This window comes from Salinispira pacifica (assembly GCF_000507245.1).
In the GTDB taxonomy this organism is placed as follows: domain Bacteria; phylum Spirochaetota; class Spirochaetia; order DSM-27196; family Salinispiraceae; genus Salinispira; species Salinispira pacifica.
Map to the genome: position 1 here is coordinate 1,738,471 of NC_023035.1, position 14,897 is coordinate 1,753,367.

Sequence of the window (14,897 nt, forward strand, 5' to 3'; positions counted from 1 at the left end):
GTCAAGACGGAACTGCTTCAGGGCAGAAGCCGGGTTCTGAACTCCTCATGAGTGTAGTGGTAAAACTCCAGAAGATACTGCTGAATTCCCTGAAAGTATCGGTCCTGGAGGCTCACCGCTGCATCGCCGATATAGCGGAAATGCCAGGGCTCATAACTGTAGCCGGTGATTTCCTCATATCCGTCGGGATACGAAAGGCTGAAGCCGAAATCTCCGGCATGTTCCGCCAGCCACAAACCGGCGGGGTGGACGGCGAATGCAGGGGTTACGGAACCGAAATCCATGGTTGTACCCAGCTGATGCTGGCTTGTCCCCGGCCGGGCGCTGACCCGTTCCGCCTCTTCCAGCCCAAGATTATCAACATGCCGCTGAAACAGACCTTCCTGGTATTCATAGCTGCGGTAGGAGCTGGAAAAATCAAGGGTGATGCCGTCCAGCCGGGCAGCTTCAACCATGGCCAGCACCATGGGCATGATGGAACTGCGCAGACTCAGATCGTTTCGGTTCAGGACCAGAGTCGACTGATATTCGTTCAAGGATACGAGATCCGACGGCACGTAATCTGACGATAAACTATGCCGTTTATCGGCCAGGGCATAGAGCATGGGATCGGGGCTGTTCAGCATCCCCTGGAGATACTGCAGGAATATGGCGGGCTCTGAAACGATATGTTCATATATCTGTTCCCGGGTTTCCTCCGGGGCGGCAGAATTCATGGAACTTACGCCCTGCCGTACCAGTTCCTGGAAATCTGATGCACCGAGAGTGAAGCCGGGGTGCAGGGGGCTTACCGTTTCAGGTTCAGTGAGGCTCTCTGCTTCAGAGTCTGATGCGGAGGTGTTTTCAGAAGCATCTTCTGAAGAATTAATTTCTCCGGCTTCAGCAACCTCTTCACCCACCAATGGAAGGGCGGTTGTATACCGGGCTCCCGCAAATAAACCCACAAGCAACGCACCGAGAACCAGAAGACCGGTGCCGGTAATGCTGATCACTCTCCGCAAAAAGGGAAGCTTATTGGCAGTCCCGGATTTTTTTGGTGATTTTTTCATATGATGTTTTCCTGTCCCCAATTCTCCGCCCCTGAGTTCTCTCAGTTTCAGGGGCTCACAATACATCACAACTATTTCTTTGGAAAGAGAATCTCCAGAACTTCCTCCATATGTTCAACCGGATAAAAGGTAATCCCCCGGGTAATGTGTTCCGGAATTTCCGCAAGATCCCGCTCATTGGCCTTGGGAATAATGATCTCTTTCACCTTGGCCCGTTTCGCCGCGATGGTTTTTTCCTTCAATCCCCCGATGGGCAGTACCGAGCCGCTGAGGCTCAACTCCCCGGTCATCCCCAGACGTTTGCGGATTTTCCTGTTCCGGGCCAGGGAAAGAAGTGCGCTGGCCATGGTTATCCCGGCGCTGGGGCCGTCTTTGGGAGTGGCTCCTGCGGGAATATGGATGTGGACGGTGTGTTCGCTGAAAAAACCTTCCGTATCTTTCTGGTCTTCCAGGTTTTTTTTTACCCAGGTATAGGCAATATTGGCCGATTCCTGCATCACCTTTCCCATTTGACCGGTGAGTTTGAAGTTCTCTCTTCCTTTGGTTGCTACGGTTTCGATAATAAGGGTGTCGCCGCCGAAATTGGTCCAGGCGAGTCCGGTTACCATTCCCGGTTTCAGAATTTTACGGTCCTCTTCCCGGAAAAAGGGCTGACCAAGATAATCGGGAAGATTGGACTCATCTATTTCAACAGGTGTCTCGGCTTCTTCCATAACCAGTTTGGTGGCAATCTTGCGATTAATCTTGTTCACAGCTTTTTCGTAATTCCGCATACCCGCTTCCCGGGCATACCCTTCGGCGATTTTCTGAAGAGCGTTTTTCTTGAAGCTCACCTCTTTTTTATCGAGGCCGTTTTTTTCGAGACTTTTGGGGATGATATATTTCTTTGCGATGGCCACTTTTTCCTGTGCAATGTATCCGCTCAGGCGAATTACCTCCATACGGTCAAGAAGGGGCCTGGGGATGCTGTCCAGGGTGTTGGCAGTAACAATAAACAGAACCTGGCTTACATCGAAGGGCAGGTCAAGATAATGATCCCGGAAGCTGATATTCTGTTCCGGATCCAGTACTTCCAGCAGGGCCGAGCTCGGGTCTCCCTGGAAGCTTGCTCCCAGTTTATCGATCTCATCTATCATGAACACCGGATCTTTGGATTTCACGATCTTCAGTCCCTGAATGATCTTTCCGGGCATGGCTCCCACATAGGTCCGCCTGTGGCCTTTAATCTCAGCTTCGTCCCGCATGCCTCCCACAGAGAACCTGAAAAATTCCTTGCCCAGGGAGCGGGCCACCGATTTTCCGATGCTTGTTTTCCCCACTCCCGGGGGGCCTACCAGCAGAATGATCGAGCCTTTGAAATCCTTCTTTTTCTTATGCACCGCCAGAAATTCCAGAATCCGTTCCTTCACATCCTCCAGCCCGTAATGATCTGCATTGAGAATTTTCGAAGCCTTTTTCATATCGATTTCTTTATGTTCGGGATCATTCCAGGGAAGGCTTACGATGGTATCCAGATAGTTCCGGGTCACATGATAATCTGAGGTGTTCGGATCCATAAGGCTGAATTTGTGCAGTTCCTTATCGACCTGTTCCCGTACATCCTCGGGCAGCTGAAGAGCTTCGATAGCCTCTTCCAGCCTGTTCAGTTCTTCGCTTTTCCCGTCAACCGCAATACCCAGCTCTTCCTTGATGGTCTTCAGCTGTTCCTTGAGGAAATATTCCCGCTGGCTTTTTTCAATTTTTTCGTTGATCTGGCTCTGAATTTTCTTCTGAATCCGGAGAAGTTCCTTCTCGTTTTTCAGAAACACCAAGACCTTTTCCATTCGATCCTGGATATCCAACGTTTCCAGAACCCCCTGCTGCTCATCCCGGTCGATGTTCAGTATTGATGTAATAAAATCGGCAATTTTCCCGGGATGATCTATATTCACCATATTCAGCCGCATTTCCTCGGAAAACAGGGGATTCCCCTCGGATATCTGCTTGATTTCAGTGAGAAGACTCCTGGCCATGGCCTTTATTTCGTTACTATCTTCGTAATCATCATCAATATACTCAACTGCTGCTATCAGCGAAGGAGCGGATTGAATAGGCTTCTTGATCTTGAACCTGCGGATCGTGGAAATAAATACGTTGATTCCCCCATCGGGAAGATTTATCCGCTTCACGATCTTCGCAACGGTGCCGATCTGATACAACTCCTCGAACCCAGGTTGTTCCTGTTCGGCAGTGCGGGTGAGAACCAGGCCCACATGTCCGTCGCTTTCCACGGCCTCTTCCACTGCGGCCTTATCTTCATCGGAGCTGATCATCAAGGGGGTGAAGATTCCCGGGAAAATAGGTTTTCCCGTCATGGGTACGATTCTCAGCTTTTGCGGAAGTGAAAGCTCAAGAGGTGCAATTTCAAATTTTGACATAAGTTAACTCCGTTTGATGAAAAGACATGATGTGAGGAAGGATCAAAGGGGTAGGTTGAGCCCTCCTGCTTCAGGGTCGAAATCAGTCGTACTCATTTTGAAGAGTACCTGAAGATTTCAACGGTCCCGCTGATCCCATGCATCAGGAAATATGGATATCAGCATCCGGAATAAAATATTGGTAGTTGAATAATTCGTCAACTCAATTCATATTGAGCCCGATGAAGCGGAATTTCTCAAGTCCCGGAATTATTCTTCGAGTGCGGCCCGGTAAAGATAAGAACCGGTATATCTCCATAATCACTCCCGGAATGGGAATAATCGGTGCAACGGCGTACGGGGCCTCAGGTCAGAAGAGTTCGCTCAGAGCATCCACCCAGACCTTTCACACCGGTGAGATCTTCTTCTACAAGGATCCGGTGAAAAACTACACCAAGGTCGTGGATATCGATGTAATCCGTGAATTTACCACCCTGAGAAACGATCCGGGAAAGATCTATGCCGCCAGCCTTCTTACGGAGGTAATGCTGAAAGCATACTGGGGGAACGACCAGGACCCCCGGGCGTACAGACTGATGTTTGAATATCTGGAAGCTCTGGATACCCTGGCGGGGGGGAAGAAGTTCTTTTGGCATCGGCTTCATTATGGCGCTATCTGGAAATAATCGGCGAACAGCCCGAACTCGATTTCGATGTACGACGATCGGCACAGATTCCGGCTGCACATAGATCCGTATACCTCTTTCATGAAAAAGGGTTCACTTCATCCTTCAGTCCCGGAGAAGGAATCGTCATGGACGGATCCCAGCGGCGTTTTCTTGATTTCTGCACTTCAGCTTCTCTCAGGGACTCTGTTGAATATGCCCGAAACACCATTGGATTGTCCGGTGGTCAGATGATCGGAATATTCCGGCTTCTCACGGGGATATATGAATACGGAATGGGACGAAAGCTGAAAAGCCTTGAATCAGGTCTTTTCCCCTAGCTGCCGCAGGCTCTTGACTGCATCGGTGTGATGGATGAAAATCCCGCCCATCTCCTCCCAGGCTTCCTTCAGTCTCAGCCGGTCATCGATGAGGACAGGAATCCTCGTTCCCGCCCGTTCCCGGGCCTTTTTTGCTTTTTCCCTGGACATGCAGGTGATCACTTCCACATCTTCGCCCAGTTCCCGTGCGCACCAGCTGCGTTTCTGCGCTTCCGCCCAATTTCCCATGGGGAGGCCCGTAAGAATAACCGGGTTCATATGTTTCAGTTCATCCCACAATTGCCTGCCGTCGGGCATCCAGTGGAGCCGGTTGTAAAAGTCTCCGCTTTTGGCGAGCCGGGGCCACATCTCTCTGGGTGAGAGTTCATGGGGCAGTTTGCCGGTTACCTCTTTGACGCCCCGGTCGAAATCAACCAGAACACCATCAAGATCAACAAAAAGCATGTGGGTGGATGGCAGCGACGTGCCGGATGTTTTTTGCATGGCTTCACCGTACCAGAATCCGGCATTTCTCTCAATAATTGCACAGGCAACATTCGGACCATACAACGTCTACATAGCAGGCGCCGGGATATTGGTAGGAGGCAAAAAGCGTGGTACAATACCGGATTCCAAAAAATACGAAGGAAGGTAGTATGCGGGCATTGGATATAATTTTAGAAAAACGGAACGGAAAAACTCTTTCGGAAGAGCAAATCGCGTTTATTGTTAATGGATACGTGGATGGGAGCATCCCCGAATATCAGATTTCTGCATTCCTCATGGCGGTGTATTTTCAGGGCATGACCAGTGTGGAAACCTCTCTTCTTACCAAAATCATGATTGCATCCGGAGAGGTTATTGACCTCAGTTCAGTCAGCGGTTACTCCCGTAACTCACTGGTGGATAAGCACTCCACTGGGGGGGTGGGAGATAAGGTAAGTCTCATCCTGGCTCCCATAGTTGCAGCCGCCGGTGCACAGGTGCCCATGATGTCCGGCCGGGGACTGGGGCATACCGGCGGTACTCTCGATAAGCTTGAAAGCATCCCCGGGTTTTCCACAGCATTGAGTCCTGCAAAATTCGCGGAGATCATCCAGGACTGCGGCTTTGCCATGACAGGACAGAGCGGCGACATAGTACCTGCAGACAAGAAACTATACGCCCTGCGGGATGTGACCGGTACCGTTGAGTCCATACCCCTGATTACTGCCAGCATACTCAGCAAGAAGTTCGCCGAAGGGGCCCAGCATCTGGTTTTTGATGTGAAATACGGAAGCGGTGCGTTCATGAAGACGCCCAAGGAGGCCCGGGAACTTGCCGATTCCCTGGTGAGAACCGGAAATGAGCTGGGAAGGGGTGTTACCGCAGTTATTACAAATATGGATACCCCCCTGGGCACAATGGTGGGAAATTTCATGGAAGTTGAAGAAAGTATCCATTGCCTGGAATCAAAAGGCTGGAATGCCCGGTTGGATAATGGGAAGCTGATTGTTGAAGGGGAGAGCGCAGATCTGATGGAGGTAACTCTTCATCTTTCAGCATGGATGCTGGTGGTCAGCGGGGTGGCCCCGGATTTCCCTGAGGCGGTGGAAAAATGTCTTAAGGTAATTGAGAACGGGTCGGCGCTGGAGTGTTTCTGGAAAAACGCAGAGCTTCAGGGCGGAGACAAAGACGCAGCCGTGAGAAAGATCGGTACGCGTGACGGACTTGTGAGGCAGGAGATTACTGCGGATTCCGACGGATATATTGCCGCCATCGACTCATATATGGTTGGTTCTGCATCGGTGATTCTGGGTGCAGGAAGAAATGTCGCCAGCGATGATGTAGATCCGGATGTGGGCATTATGGTTCATAAAAAACCCGGAGCATCGGTGAAAAAAGGCGATGTAATTCTGACTCTCTTCGCCCGGGAGAATGAGAGAATGAAATCAGCTTTGCAGTACCTGGAAAATGTGGTAGAACTTTCACAAAATCCGGTTCAGCCCCCGGTGATGATCCGTGAAGTGATCGGAGTGTAAGCGCGCCGATACAGCACCCCCAACAAAGAGACAGGTAAACCTAAGCATGGAATGGAATGTTCCCAACGTAGATAAAGAAGAAATAGAACTGTTTTCCGGGAAATACGGAACAGATCCCCTGACCTCCAGGCTGCTTCTGGCACGCAATATTCTGGAGCCTGAAACACTGAAGTACTTTCTCAATGATGATATCAGACTGCTGCACAACCCGTTTCTGTTTTCGCAGATGGATCTGTGTACCGACCGCCTTTTGAATGCCCTGGAAGAAGGGGAAAAGGTACTGGTATTCGGTGACCGGGACGTGGACGGTATTACCTCCACAGCGTTGATGGTTTCAGCCCTTCGGGATGAGGGGCTTGAGGTGTTCTGGGAAGTTCCCATGGGGGATGACCACTATGGCCTTCAGCTGGAAACGGTGGAAAAATACGCCGCCAGGGATGTGAGTCTGATCATCACCGTAGACTGCGGTATCGGAAACATCAGGGAGGTCGAATTTGCCCGGTCAGCGGGAATAGACAGCATCATTATCGATCATCACAATCCCGGCGAATATCAGCCCGACGCAACAGCCATCATCAACCCCAAGTCTCCGGGAGAGACCTATCCGTTTCAGGGTCTGAGTGCGGTGGCACTGGTCTTCAAGGTTCTCACCGCTCTGGATATGGCCCGAAGCGATTTTTATAACCAGGTGTTCTGTTTCCTGAATCTCAGGCCGGGGAATGACAGCATTATTGTTGAAGCGGTGAAGCTTTCCAATCTGGTTGAGCAGTCACGGATTACGGAAACATTTGTGAACAGTTCGAGCGAAGTTCAGCTCATGCGGGTGATCGACTTCATTTCCGACCAGGCGATTCTGGTGTATCAGGAGGATGTGCAGCTGAAACTTCTTCGTCAGCTCCTGGGGCCGGGAACCGAGGTGGCGGTTCAGGATATTTCCCAGGAAGTGTGGAAGCAGTTTCCCGCCTTGAAGGGCAAGAGCCTTTTGCGAATGCTCCAGGGATCCAAACTCAATAAATTCAGTTCCAAGCCGGTACAGGAGATTGATGCGGGGGTCCAGCTTCTGGTGAGCTATCTCTATGCGAAAAATCCCGGGATCCTTCAGAACATGAAATCCCGGCTGGATCTTGTATCATTAGGATTGATTGCCGATATGATGCCTCTTCTCAACGAGAACAGGATTATGGTGAAGCAGGGGATGAAACTTCTTTCGGCAGTCAGGCGCCCGGGTCTCCGGGAACTCATCGCAAGACTGGGCCTGCTGAATAAAAGCCTCAGTTCCCAGACCATCTCCTGGAAGCTCACCCCTGCTATCAACGCCACCGGGAGAATGGGGCGCCCCGATTTAGCCGTTAAACTGTTGTTGGAGGAGGGCGATATTTCCTCCCTTGCTGATGAGATATATCAGCTTAACGAAGACAGAAAGCGGCTCGGAAACGAAGCCTGGGAAGCAGTAATACCCGATGCAAAAGAATCTCTGGAACGATTTGACGGCAAGCTGGCCCTGGTATATCACCCCAGCATTCACAGGGGCATTACCGGTATTCTTGCCGGCCGCTTAGCCCGCCTGCTTCAGGTGCCCGCATTCGTAATTGCAGATCTGAATTCCCATTACGTGGGCTCGGTCCGGAGCATCCGGGGGTTCCATGTGACCGATTTTCTCAGCCGCTTTTCGGATCTCTTTGATGATTACGGCGGTCACGATGCCGCCGGAGGGTTTCATTTTCCCAGGGATCAGTTTGATACCTTCACTCAAAGACTGGAAGAGGCTGCTGCGTTTATTGAACTGGACGAAAAGCAGGATGCCGCCCTCGATCTGGATCTTCATCTTCCGCCGGAAATGGTGACCGAACAGCTTGAGCAGTTCCAGGCCTCCCTGGAACCCCGGGGAATGGATTTCCAGGAAATACGCTATATGACCTCCTCTGCAAAGATCGAGAACTGTCAGGTGATCGGGAAGGATCAGTCCCATCTGCGGCTTCTTCTGAACATCGGTAAACGAAAGTGGCCGGCGGTGTTCTGGTCCTCGGCTGACCGCTTCCCCAATGATTTTCAGCTTCAGGATACCGTCCAGTGTGCATTCACCGTTGAACGCAATTATTTCGGAAGCAACAGCAACATGCAGCTGAATATTATCGATATCCAGCGAAGCTGATTGCCGAAACTCTCCCGGAAGCCTATGTTGTTAAAGAGATGAAAAAAAACGTATCACAATTGTCAGTACTATTGCTCGTAAGCCTGTGGATGGGTTGCGGGATTGTTTCTCCGGGCATCGGTTCCGGGCCTGAGGGTGATCAGGGAGAAGCTTCGCACACAGAGGAAGCCACTCCGATTCCCGGTTTTATCGTCTCCAGGCCGTTCTATACGCCGGGTTCCTATTTTGAAGCATTCGCCCCTGAGCCCGCAGACGGCTACCGCTACACCCTTCATCTCCTTGAGGGCGGATCAGAATTGCATTCTGATTCTTCTGAATTCACAACAGAAGACCTTTCACAGGCCCGGGAAATACCGGGAATTCCTCTCTCTGTCCCCGGGCAGGAAATGTCTCCCGCGCCTTCAGCATCTGAGCAGTCCCCGGCCGACAGTGGTTCCGTGGAAGATGACGCCGACCTGAATCTGTACTATTTTTATGCCGGGTTTCACAGCTGGATGACCGCAGGGGAGTATACTCTCAGGCTGCGTCATATCAGAGATGAGGCGTCTGAGAAAGCCGGACACGATGGATCTGAATCCGGAGACGCTGCCGCAGAGGAAACTGCAGTTGAAAGCGCAGATGAAACCGAAGACGAAAGCGAAGATGAAAGCAGGGAGTTTACCCGGGACTATACCCTCCGAATCAGCCCCAGAGAGTTTACCCGTGAACGGATTTATCTGAACCGACAGCTCACCGATATCCGTACCGATGACAGCCCCCGACGATTTGCAGAGACCGAGTCCCTGAACGAACTTCTGCTGAGCAGCAACTCTTCCGCCCGGCAGATCCAATTGAGCGAAGCAGCCAGAATTCCCCTGGACAATGTGGAATATACCTCGGGCTTCGGCGACCGGCGAACCTATGCATATCAGAGCGGCGATGAGGCGTACAGCATCCATAACGGTCTGGATTTCCGTGCACCCGAAGGAACCCCGGTTTTTGCACCCTTCAGCGGCGAAGTGGTTATGGCCGAGGACCGCATAGTAAGCGGCAAGACGGTGGTCCTGGAGCATCTTCCCGGGGTGTACACAATGTATTATCATCTGAGTGAAATAGCGGCAGAAGAAGGGGATCTCCTTGAGAGCGGCCAGGAACTGGGTACCGCAGGGAAGACCGGACTGAGCACAGGCAGTCATCTACACTGGGAGCTGCGAATCCAGGGGGCTGCCGTTGATCCCAGAGATATGCTCATTTCCCCGCTGCTTGACAAACAGCGTCTCAATTATATATTGTATGGCGACTGAGAACCTGTCAAAATTAATCTTTTTTGAGAGGCTCTCCAACTAAATATAAAGGTGGTGATTACCATAGCGTTCATTAAAGTAGATGAAGGTGAAAACCTCGAGAAGACCATCAAACGTTTTAAGAGAATGGTTGAAAAAGAGGGCATTATCCGTGAATGGAAAAAGCGGGAATATTACGAAAAACCTTCAACAATTAAGAACCGCAAGCGCAAAGCTCTGGAACGAAAAATCCAGAAGAAAATGCGCAAACTGCAGAACATGAAAAATTACTAAGCCATGAGCAGTTTACATGTAATCGCCCGCTTCAACTGGAGACGGGCGTTTTTTTTCATCAGCCTCATTTCACTTCTTCTCACAGCGGCATGCACATCCCGCAGTATGGAACTGCGCTCTGCCTCACTGTACCCGCTTTTTGTGTACGATCCATCCTTTCAGGAACCAACCGTGTTTGCGGCCCTGCAGGTAAGTCTGGAACAGGGTGATACTATTCTGAAGCAGGTTTCATTGCACAGCGAAACCGATATGCTTTCCTGGCGTGCGGATCTCGCACCGGCAGATGCAGTGTTTACCCGTACTCCGCCGGAAAATTCCGCAGAGGAGCCGGCTGACACAGGTTCACCGTTTTTTGCCTCTTCCGGTGATCAGTCACGGATTGATTTTTTATATCCATGGTTTGCTTCGGCCGGTTCACGGGGCCTTGGTACGGGGATTTATGAAGTAACTCTTGAGGATTTTTCCGGTAACCGCCGGACGCTGAATGCACAGCTGAATATGCCTTCAGAAGAGCGTACGGATGCTTTGGAGGCCAGGCTGTCCTCCATGGCGATGCGGCCCGAATCCTTCCCCCAGAATTCATACTTTCAAATACTGCAGGTTTCCGAAAACGGAGAAATCCAGAGATACGACTCGGTAACCTTTATCCGGGAGGTGCTTTCCCGACCCGCTGCTTCAGGTCCGGGAGAAAATTCCGCTGCAACGCCGCGGTTCTATTTCTGGGGAGCTTTCACTGATATTGATATTTTATTTCTTGCCGGACCATTCTTTTTGGATACATAAGCTTTCCGTCAGGGCATTCCCTCCGGAAAGCTGAGTTCCGGCGTCTTACAGGCTGTCAGTCCCCTAATCCTTTTCCCTTGAAGATCTTCTGGAAAAAATACCTGATCCGTTCGCCCAAATCCATGCCCTTGGTTTTTACCACATCCTCAGCGGCTTCAAGGATACTCACATGCTGTCCGTATTTGCTTTTCAGGTTATGCCAGTGTTTCACAATCCAGACATACAAGTCTCCCTCGGTTCTGTCGGGAAAACTTGAGAGCAGCCCATATTCACGGATCACCTGAAGAATGGGAGTGTAGACATTCTCAAACCAGGAGAAAACTGCAGAGCTCAGCGGCAGCTCCTCTTCGAACTCCTGATTAATGTAGTATTTATGCTCCAGAATATGAAACAGCACTTCGTTGAACCGTCCGGTGGCGGTGAAATCAAGATCGTAGTCCGGGACTATGCCGGGAAAGCCGGTTTTCTCTTGGAAGCTCTTCTTTTCAAATTCGATTACCGCTTCCCGGAGTTCCTGTTTTCCCATCTCAGGGGTTATCTCAATCATTGAATCGAGGCTCACGATTTCGGCATCGATCATCTCAATACCCTGACTCCTGGCCACGCTCACCCGGTGATTTCCGTCCCGGACAAAATACACCCCTCCCACTTCGTAGAGCTGAATGGGGGGAAGGTTCACGTTCTGGAGATGAAGCTTGTCGATATTCATCCAACGTGGACGCAGGTGATCCCGTTTTGGAAGAAATTCCTTATTGAAATCCTGGTACCTGCCCTCGCTTCCCACGATATGATCGATGGGGACCGCCTTGAGACCCTGGTAGCTTTCGCTGCTCGGGCTCAGCAGCTTCCGAACCTCTTCAAGTGAGAGAAGGTCATATTTATTCGGCTGAAGAAGACTCATTACCCGCTTGAAAAACGCTTTTTTTCGCGCTTTTGTAAAATTTTCTCTGGAACTGATGTCCAGGAAGCTGTTACTCATGTGCCGCCGCCTTTTTGTTTTTCCTCCGGAATCTACCGCCGCCATCCAATTCAACATCCAGCACATAATGATCGTATACGTTGATGATTCTGGTCTGATGATACCGGGTTTCCCGTTCAGCATTCTGGTCATACAGATGCACGTGACCGTGAAGCAGATATGCGGGCTTGAACACCCTCATGAAGTTTCTGAAGACCCGGAAACCCTTGTGACAAGGGTCATCCCGATCATTTAACTGATAGGGGGGGCTGTGGGTAAGAAGGATATCCAGCCACCTTCCGTGAATGATTCTGTTATAAACCAGTCCGGGCACCAGTTTCAGAATTTTCAAAAACATCTGAAAGTTGGTGAATTGATTCTTTCCCTCATTATATCTGATACTTCCGCCCAGGCCGGCAATCAAAACCCCTTTGTGGCGATAATGTTTGTCACCGATATAGGTGGAGCCGAAAAAATTCACCGTATGGAAGTTTTCCCTGATACCGTCCCGGAGGAAATGCTGGGGACGTTTAAAGAGTTCAAGATGTTTCAGGTTATGATTACCGAATACGAAAAGTACCGGGCGGTTCAGCGTGCTTGCGATGAACCCCAGATAGTTCATGCTCAGATCTCCGGCGGACAGAATGATATGTACATCCCTGAACCGTTCCTTTGCGTTAACAGAATACACCAGGGGATCGATGTGATCTGCCACACAAAGAATCTTCAATGATCTTCTATGTTCAGCTGCAGTTTTTTTCAATAAATTCATATCCTCTGAAATACCATCACTCCTGAAGGGTCAGGAGCTGAGAGCCGTTTTCAAGATCTTCTGAAGCTTGTCTTTATCGAACAATTCAATGGGACGGCTTTCGGCAAAATTCTGTGCCATCTTGGAAAAAGTTGAGCTGGTCAGAATTACGCCCCGTGGAAAGTTCTGTTCCCGCATGGTGTCGTTGAAACTCCGGATCGTGCTTTCATCAATGGGATCGGTCACCCTGAGGAAGTGCATCAGCCTGGGCTGTTTACGCTGATTCCGCCATTTCTTGTCCGTATTTTCGCTTGCCAGGATCTGGCATCCGCCGTTAATGGGGGTGATTTCATGTACCACAAAACTCATGGTTCCCGCGGCCTTTTTGCACATGTCGAGGAACTCCTCCTGACCTGCGATCAGGAAATCCTTGATAGTGTCGTCGGTGCGTAAATCCTGATAATTAGCAAGCTTCTCCGAAATATCCCGGAAGTCCTCTTTAACCTTGTAGATCTCTTCCCAATGTTCAATGGCCTCTTCTATTTTTCGTTCCTTCTCCAGGATGTAGGCCAGCAGATATCTGGCGTATAGCACTTCCTGGGAACGGGGGTTTTTGGCGATTTTGATGGCTCTGCGAAGCTCGGCCTGAGCCCGGTCAACATCACCCATATTGATGTAGCAAGCCCCCCGTTCCGCAAGACTTTTCACCTTCAGTTCAGGGTCCTTTGATGAACGTTCAAAGTAGTTCAGGGCGGCATGGTAATCATTATTATCTTTGAATATCTTGCCCAGAAAATAACTTCCCTGGGTGTTTTCCGGATCAAGCTTCACCGCCCGTTCCAGATAGCCTCTGGCGTCGGAAAACCGTTTCGCACGGTAGAGAAGGCTTCCCAGCTGGGCATGGCTTCCCGCATGCCGCTCATCCAGGTTGATTGCTTTTTTATAGTAGTTTACAGCCTTATCAGGACGGTTCCGCTGCTCGAAGAGACTTCCGATGAGGAAATAGTATTCGGCATTGTTTTCGTCTTTTTTTACCAGAAGAAGATACTCTTTCAGTGCCTCTTCGCTCTGATTGAATTTTAGGAATAATTCCGCTATTTTCTTCCTGAACTCAAGCTCATTGATAAATTCATCAAACTTGCTCAGCTGATTCACCGTTTTCAGTTCCATCAGCGCAAGTTCGGATTTTCCTTCAGCTTCATAGCAGAGACCCAGAAAATAGTGGGCGTCTGCGTTACGGTTATCCCGGGCGAGGATCTGTTTCGCCATACGGGATGCCTGGGCGTATTTTCCCTGCTTATACAGCTGGGATATATTTTTCACCCTCTTTGGGCGAAAGAAGATTCTGACGATGATAATAGCGGCGATGACGATAAAGATTCCCAACACCGCAAGGGGTATAATAATCATGTGTATGTTAACAACCTGTAAAATGAATTCTAAATTCAGAATAAATGAATACTTGAAGCCTTGTCAAATAGGCTGTCTGCTTATGATTGCTTTTCTCATTATATTGCCAGGAACCGCGGCAGCCCAGGATAGCGGCCTGCTTGAGTCGGGAATTGATGCGTTTATGAACAATCAGCCCCGGGATGCGGCCGCAATTTTCGAAACGGTGATCGCCCAGGGGAATACCAATCCTGACACCTTCCTGTATCTGGCCCACAGCTATGAACAATTGGGATTGTACGACCAGGGAATTAATACCCTTCAAAACGGACTGGGATACGCCAGAGATAAGCGCCACCTGTTTTACTATAATATGGGGAATCTGTATCTTCAAAAGGAAGATCCTGAGTCGGCAATTGAACAGTTCAGTCTGGCCATCAGCAGCCGGGGGAGTTTCAGTAACGCATATCTGAACCGCGGCAACAGTTATCTCAGGGAATGGGAGCTGATAAACGCTAAATCCGATTATGAACAATTCCTGCAGCTTGATCCGGAACACAATCTGGCGCCCAGAGTGCAGCAGATGATCAACGCAATACAGGAGGAGCTTGCTGCCGAGGAAGCCAGAAAGCTTGAAGAACAGCGCCTTGCAGAGCTGGAAGAAGAGCGTGCAAGACTGGAAGCCCTTGAGGCTGAACAAAAGGCTGCCGAGGAAGAGGCCCGGCGGCAGGAACTTCTCAACGACATTCTCGGAAATCTCAATGAAGCCGGTTCGGAGGCGAAAACTCTGGGGGCGGGAACAGAAGAGATTGAAGAGGACGAGGAAGAGTTCCAGAGGGCGGATTAAGCTGTATCAA

The 14,897-nt window shown here is 50.2% G+C and carries 14 protein-coding genes; 8 read left to right on the forward strand and 6 right to left on the reverse strand.

Translation table 11 applies throughout. From position 1 onward, the window contains the following. Positions 1–17: 17 nt before the first annotated feature. Positions 18–1,049, reverse strand: a complete 1,032-nt coding sequence (locus L21SP2_RS17110) for a M15 family metallopeptidase (protein WP_169730443.1) — start codon at positions 1,047–1,049, stop codon at positions 18–20. Between the two features lie 71 nt (positions 1,050–1,120). After that, positions 1,121–3,466 (reverse strand): endopeptidase La, encoded by a 2,346-nt coding sequence (gene lon, locus L21SP2_RS07695; protein WP_024267938.1) that lies wholly within the window; start codon positions 3,464–3,466, stop codon positions 1,121–1,123. Positions 3,467–3,687: 221 nt separating this feature from the next. On the opposite strand from lon, the gene recO reads away from it, so the two are divergent. Then, the gene (recO, locus tag L21SP2_RS07700; RefSeq protein WP_024267939.1) at positions 3,688–4,131 is read left to right on the forward strand and encodes a DNA repair protein RecO; all 444 of its coding nucleotides are present in this window, start codon (positions 3,688–3,690) and stop codon (positions 4,129–4,131) included. Beyond that, positions 4,095–4,451, forward strand: a complete 357-nt coding sequence (locus L21SP2_RS18365) for a hypothetical protein (RefSeq protein ID WP_024267940.1) — start codon at positions 4,095–4,097, stop codon at positions 4,449–4,451. Before recO ends, L21SP2_RS18365 begins: the two co-directional genes overlap by 37 nt. Here the strand turns inward: L21SP2_RS18365 and L21SP2_RS07710 are convergent. Further along, positions 4,434–4,934, reverse strand: a complete 501-nt coding sequence (locus tag L21SP2_RS07710; protein WP_053335766.1) for a hypothetical protein — start codon at positions 4,932–4,934, stop codon at positions 4,434–4,436. The genes L21SP2_RS18365 and L21SP2_RS07710 overlap by 18 nt on opposite strands. Before the next feature lie 152 nt (positions 4,935–5,086). On the opposite strand from L21SP2_RS07710, the gene L21SP2_RS07715 reads away from it, so the two are divergent. The 5 genes from L21SP2_RS07715 to L21SP2_RS07735 all read left to right on the forward strand — a co-directional run bounded on the left by L21SP2_RS07715 (position 5,087) and on the right by L21SP2_RS07735 (position 10,942). Next, positions 5,087–6,451: a thymidine phosphorylase gene (locus L21SP2_RS07715; RefSeq protein WP_024267943.1), complete on the forward strand. Its 1,365-nt coding sequence runs from the start codon at positions 5,087–5,089 to the stop codon at positions 6,449–6,451. A gap of 46 nt (positions 6,452–6,497) precedes the next feature. Further along, entirely contained in the window at positions 6,498–8,603 is a 2,106-nt protein-coding gene (recJ, locus tag L21SP2_RS07720; protein WP_024267944.1) for a single-stranded-DNA-specific exonuclease RecJ, read from the forward strand. Positions 8,604–8,641: 38 nt separating this feature from the next. Further along, positions 8,642–9,886 carry a M23 family metallopeptidase gene (locus L21SP2_RS17115; protein ID WP_081719520.1) on the forward strand — a complete coding sequence of 415 codons (1,245 nt, stop codon included), beginning with the start codon at positions 8,642–8,644 and terminating at the stop codon, positions 9,884–9,886. Between the two features lie 63 nt (positions 9,887–9,949). Then, positions 9,950–10,159, forward strand: a complete 210-nt coding sequence (gene rpsU, locus L21SP2_RS07730) for a 30S ribosomal protein S21 (RefSeq protein WP_041402484.1) — start codon at positions 9,950–9,952, stop codon at positions 10,157–10,159. Positions 10,160–10,162: 3 nt separating this feature from the next. Next, positions 10,163–10,942: a hypothetical protein gene (locus tag L21SP2_RS07735; protein WP_024267947.1), complete on the forward strand. Its 780-nt coding sequence runs from the start codon at positions 10,163–10,165 to the stop codon at positions 10,940–10,942. Between the two features lie 55 nt (positions 10,943–10,997). On the opposite strand, the gene L21SP2_RS07740 is transcribed toward L21SP2_RS07735, so the two are convergent. The 3 genes from L21SP2_RS07740 to L21SP2_RS07750 all read right to left on the reverse strand — a co-directional run bounded on the left by L21SP2_RS07740 (position 10,998) and on the right by L21SP2_RS07750 (position 14,061). Beyond that, positions 10,998–11,921 (reverse strand): transcriptional regulator, encoded by a 924-nt coding sequence (locus tag L21SP2_RS07740; protein ID WP_024267948.1) that lies wholly within the window; start codon positions 11,919–11,921, stop codon positions 10,998–11,000. Beyond that, positions 11,914–12,615, reverse strand: coding sequence for a metallophosphoesterase (locus tag L21SP2_RS07745; protein ID WP_482822308.1), 702 nt, complete (start codon positions 12,613–12,615; stop codon positions 11,914–11,916). Before L21SP2_RS07745 ends, L21SP2_RS07740 begins: the two co-directional genes overlap by 8 nt. 87 nt (positions 12,616–12,702) lie before the next feature. Next, positions 12,703–14,061, reverse strand: coding sequence for a tetratricopeptide repeat protein (locus L21SP2_RS07750; protein ID WP_024267950.1), 1,359 nt, complete (start codon positions 14,059–14,061; stop codon positions 12,703–12,705). A gap of 82 nt (positions 14,062–14,143) precedes the next feature. Between L21SP2_RS07750 and L21SP2_RS07755 the strand changes: the two genes are divergently transcribed. Then, positions 14,144–14,887 carry a tetratricopeptide repeat protein gene (locus tag L21SP2_RS07755; RefSeq protein ID WP_024267951.1) on the forward strand — a complete coding sequence of 248 codons (744 nt, stop codon included), beginning with the start codon at positions 14,144–14,146 and terminating at the stop codon, positions 14,885–14,887. The last annotated feature ends 10 nt before the right edge of the window (positions 14,888–14,897 follow it).

What these genes read in the sequence shown, in the direction of transcription:
- L21SP2_RS17110 (WP_169730443.1), bottom strand. Translation starts at nt 1,049, where the DNA reads ATGAAAAAATCACCAAAAAAATCCGGGACTGCCAATAAGCTTCCCTTT.
- lon (WP_024267938.1), bottom strand. Translation starts at nt 3,466, where the DNA reads ATGTCAAAATTTGAAATTGCACCTCTTGAGCTTTCACTTCCGCAAAAG.
- recO (WP_024267939.1), top strand. Translation starts at nt 3,688, where the DNA reads ATGAAGCGGAATTTCTCAAGTCCCGGAATTATTCTTCGAGTGCGGCCC.
- L21SP2_RS07710 (WP_053335766.1), bottom strand. Translation starts at nt 4,934, where the DNA reads ATGCAAAAAACATCCGGCACGTCGCTGCCATCCACCCACATGCTTTTT.
- L21SP2_RS07715 (WP_024267943.1), top strand. Translation starts at nt 5,087, where the DNA reads ATGCGGGCATTGGATATAATTTTAGAAAAACGGAACGGAAAAACTCTT.
- recJ (WP_024267944.1), top strand. Translation starts at nt 6,498, where the DNA reads ATGGAATGGAATGTTCCCAACGTAGATAAAGAAGAAATAGAACTGTTT.
- L21SP2_RS17115 (WP_081719520.1), top strand. Translation starts at nt 8,642, where the DNA reads ATGAAAAAAAACGTATCACAATTGTCAGTACTATTGCTCGTAAGCCTG.
- L21SP2_RS07735 (WP_024267947.1), top strand. Translation starts at nt 10,163, where the DNA reads ATGAGCAGTTTACATGTAATCGCCCGCTTCAACTGGAGACGGGCGTTT.
- L21SP2_RS07740 (WP_024267948.1), bottom strand. Translation starts at nt 11,921, where the DNA reads ATGAGTAACAGCTTCCTGGACATCAGTTCCAGAGAAAATTTTACAAAA.
- L21SP2_RS07750 (WP_024267950.1), bottom strand. Translation starts at nt 14,061, where the DNA reads ATGATTATTATACCCCTTGCGGTGTTGGGAATCTTTATCGTCATCGCC.
- L21SP2_RS07755 (WP_024267951.1), top strand. Translation starts at nt 14,144, where the DNA reads ATGATTGCTTTTCTCATTATATTGCCAGGAACCGCGGCAGCCCAGGAT.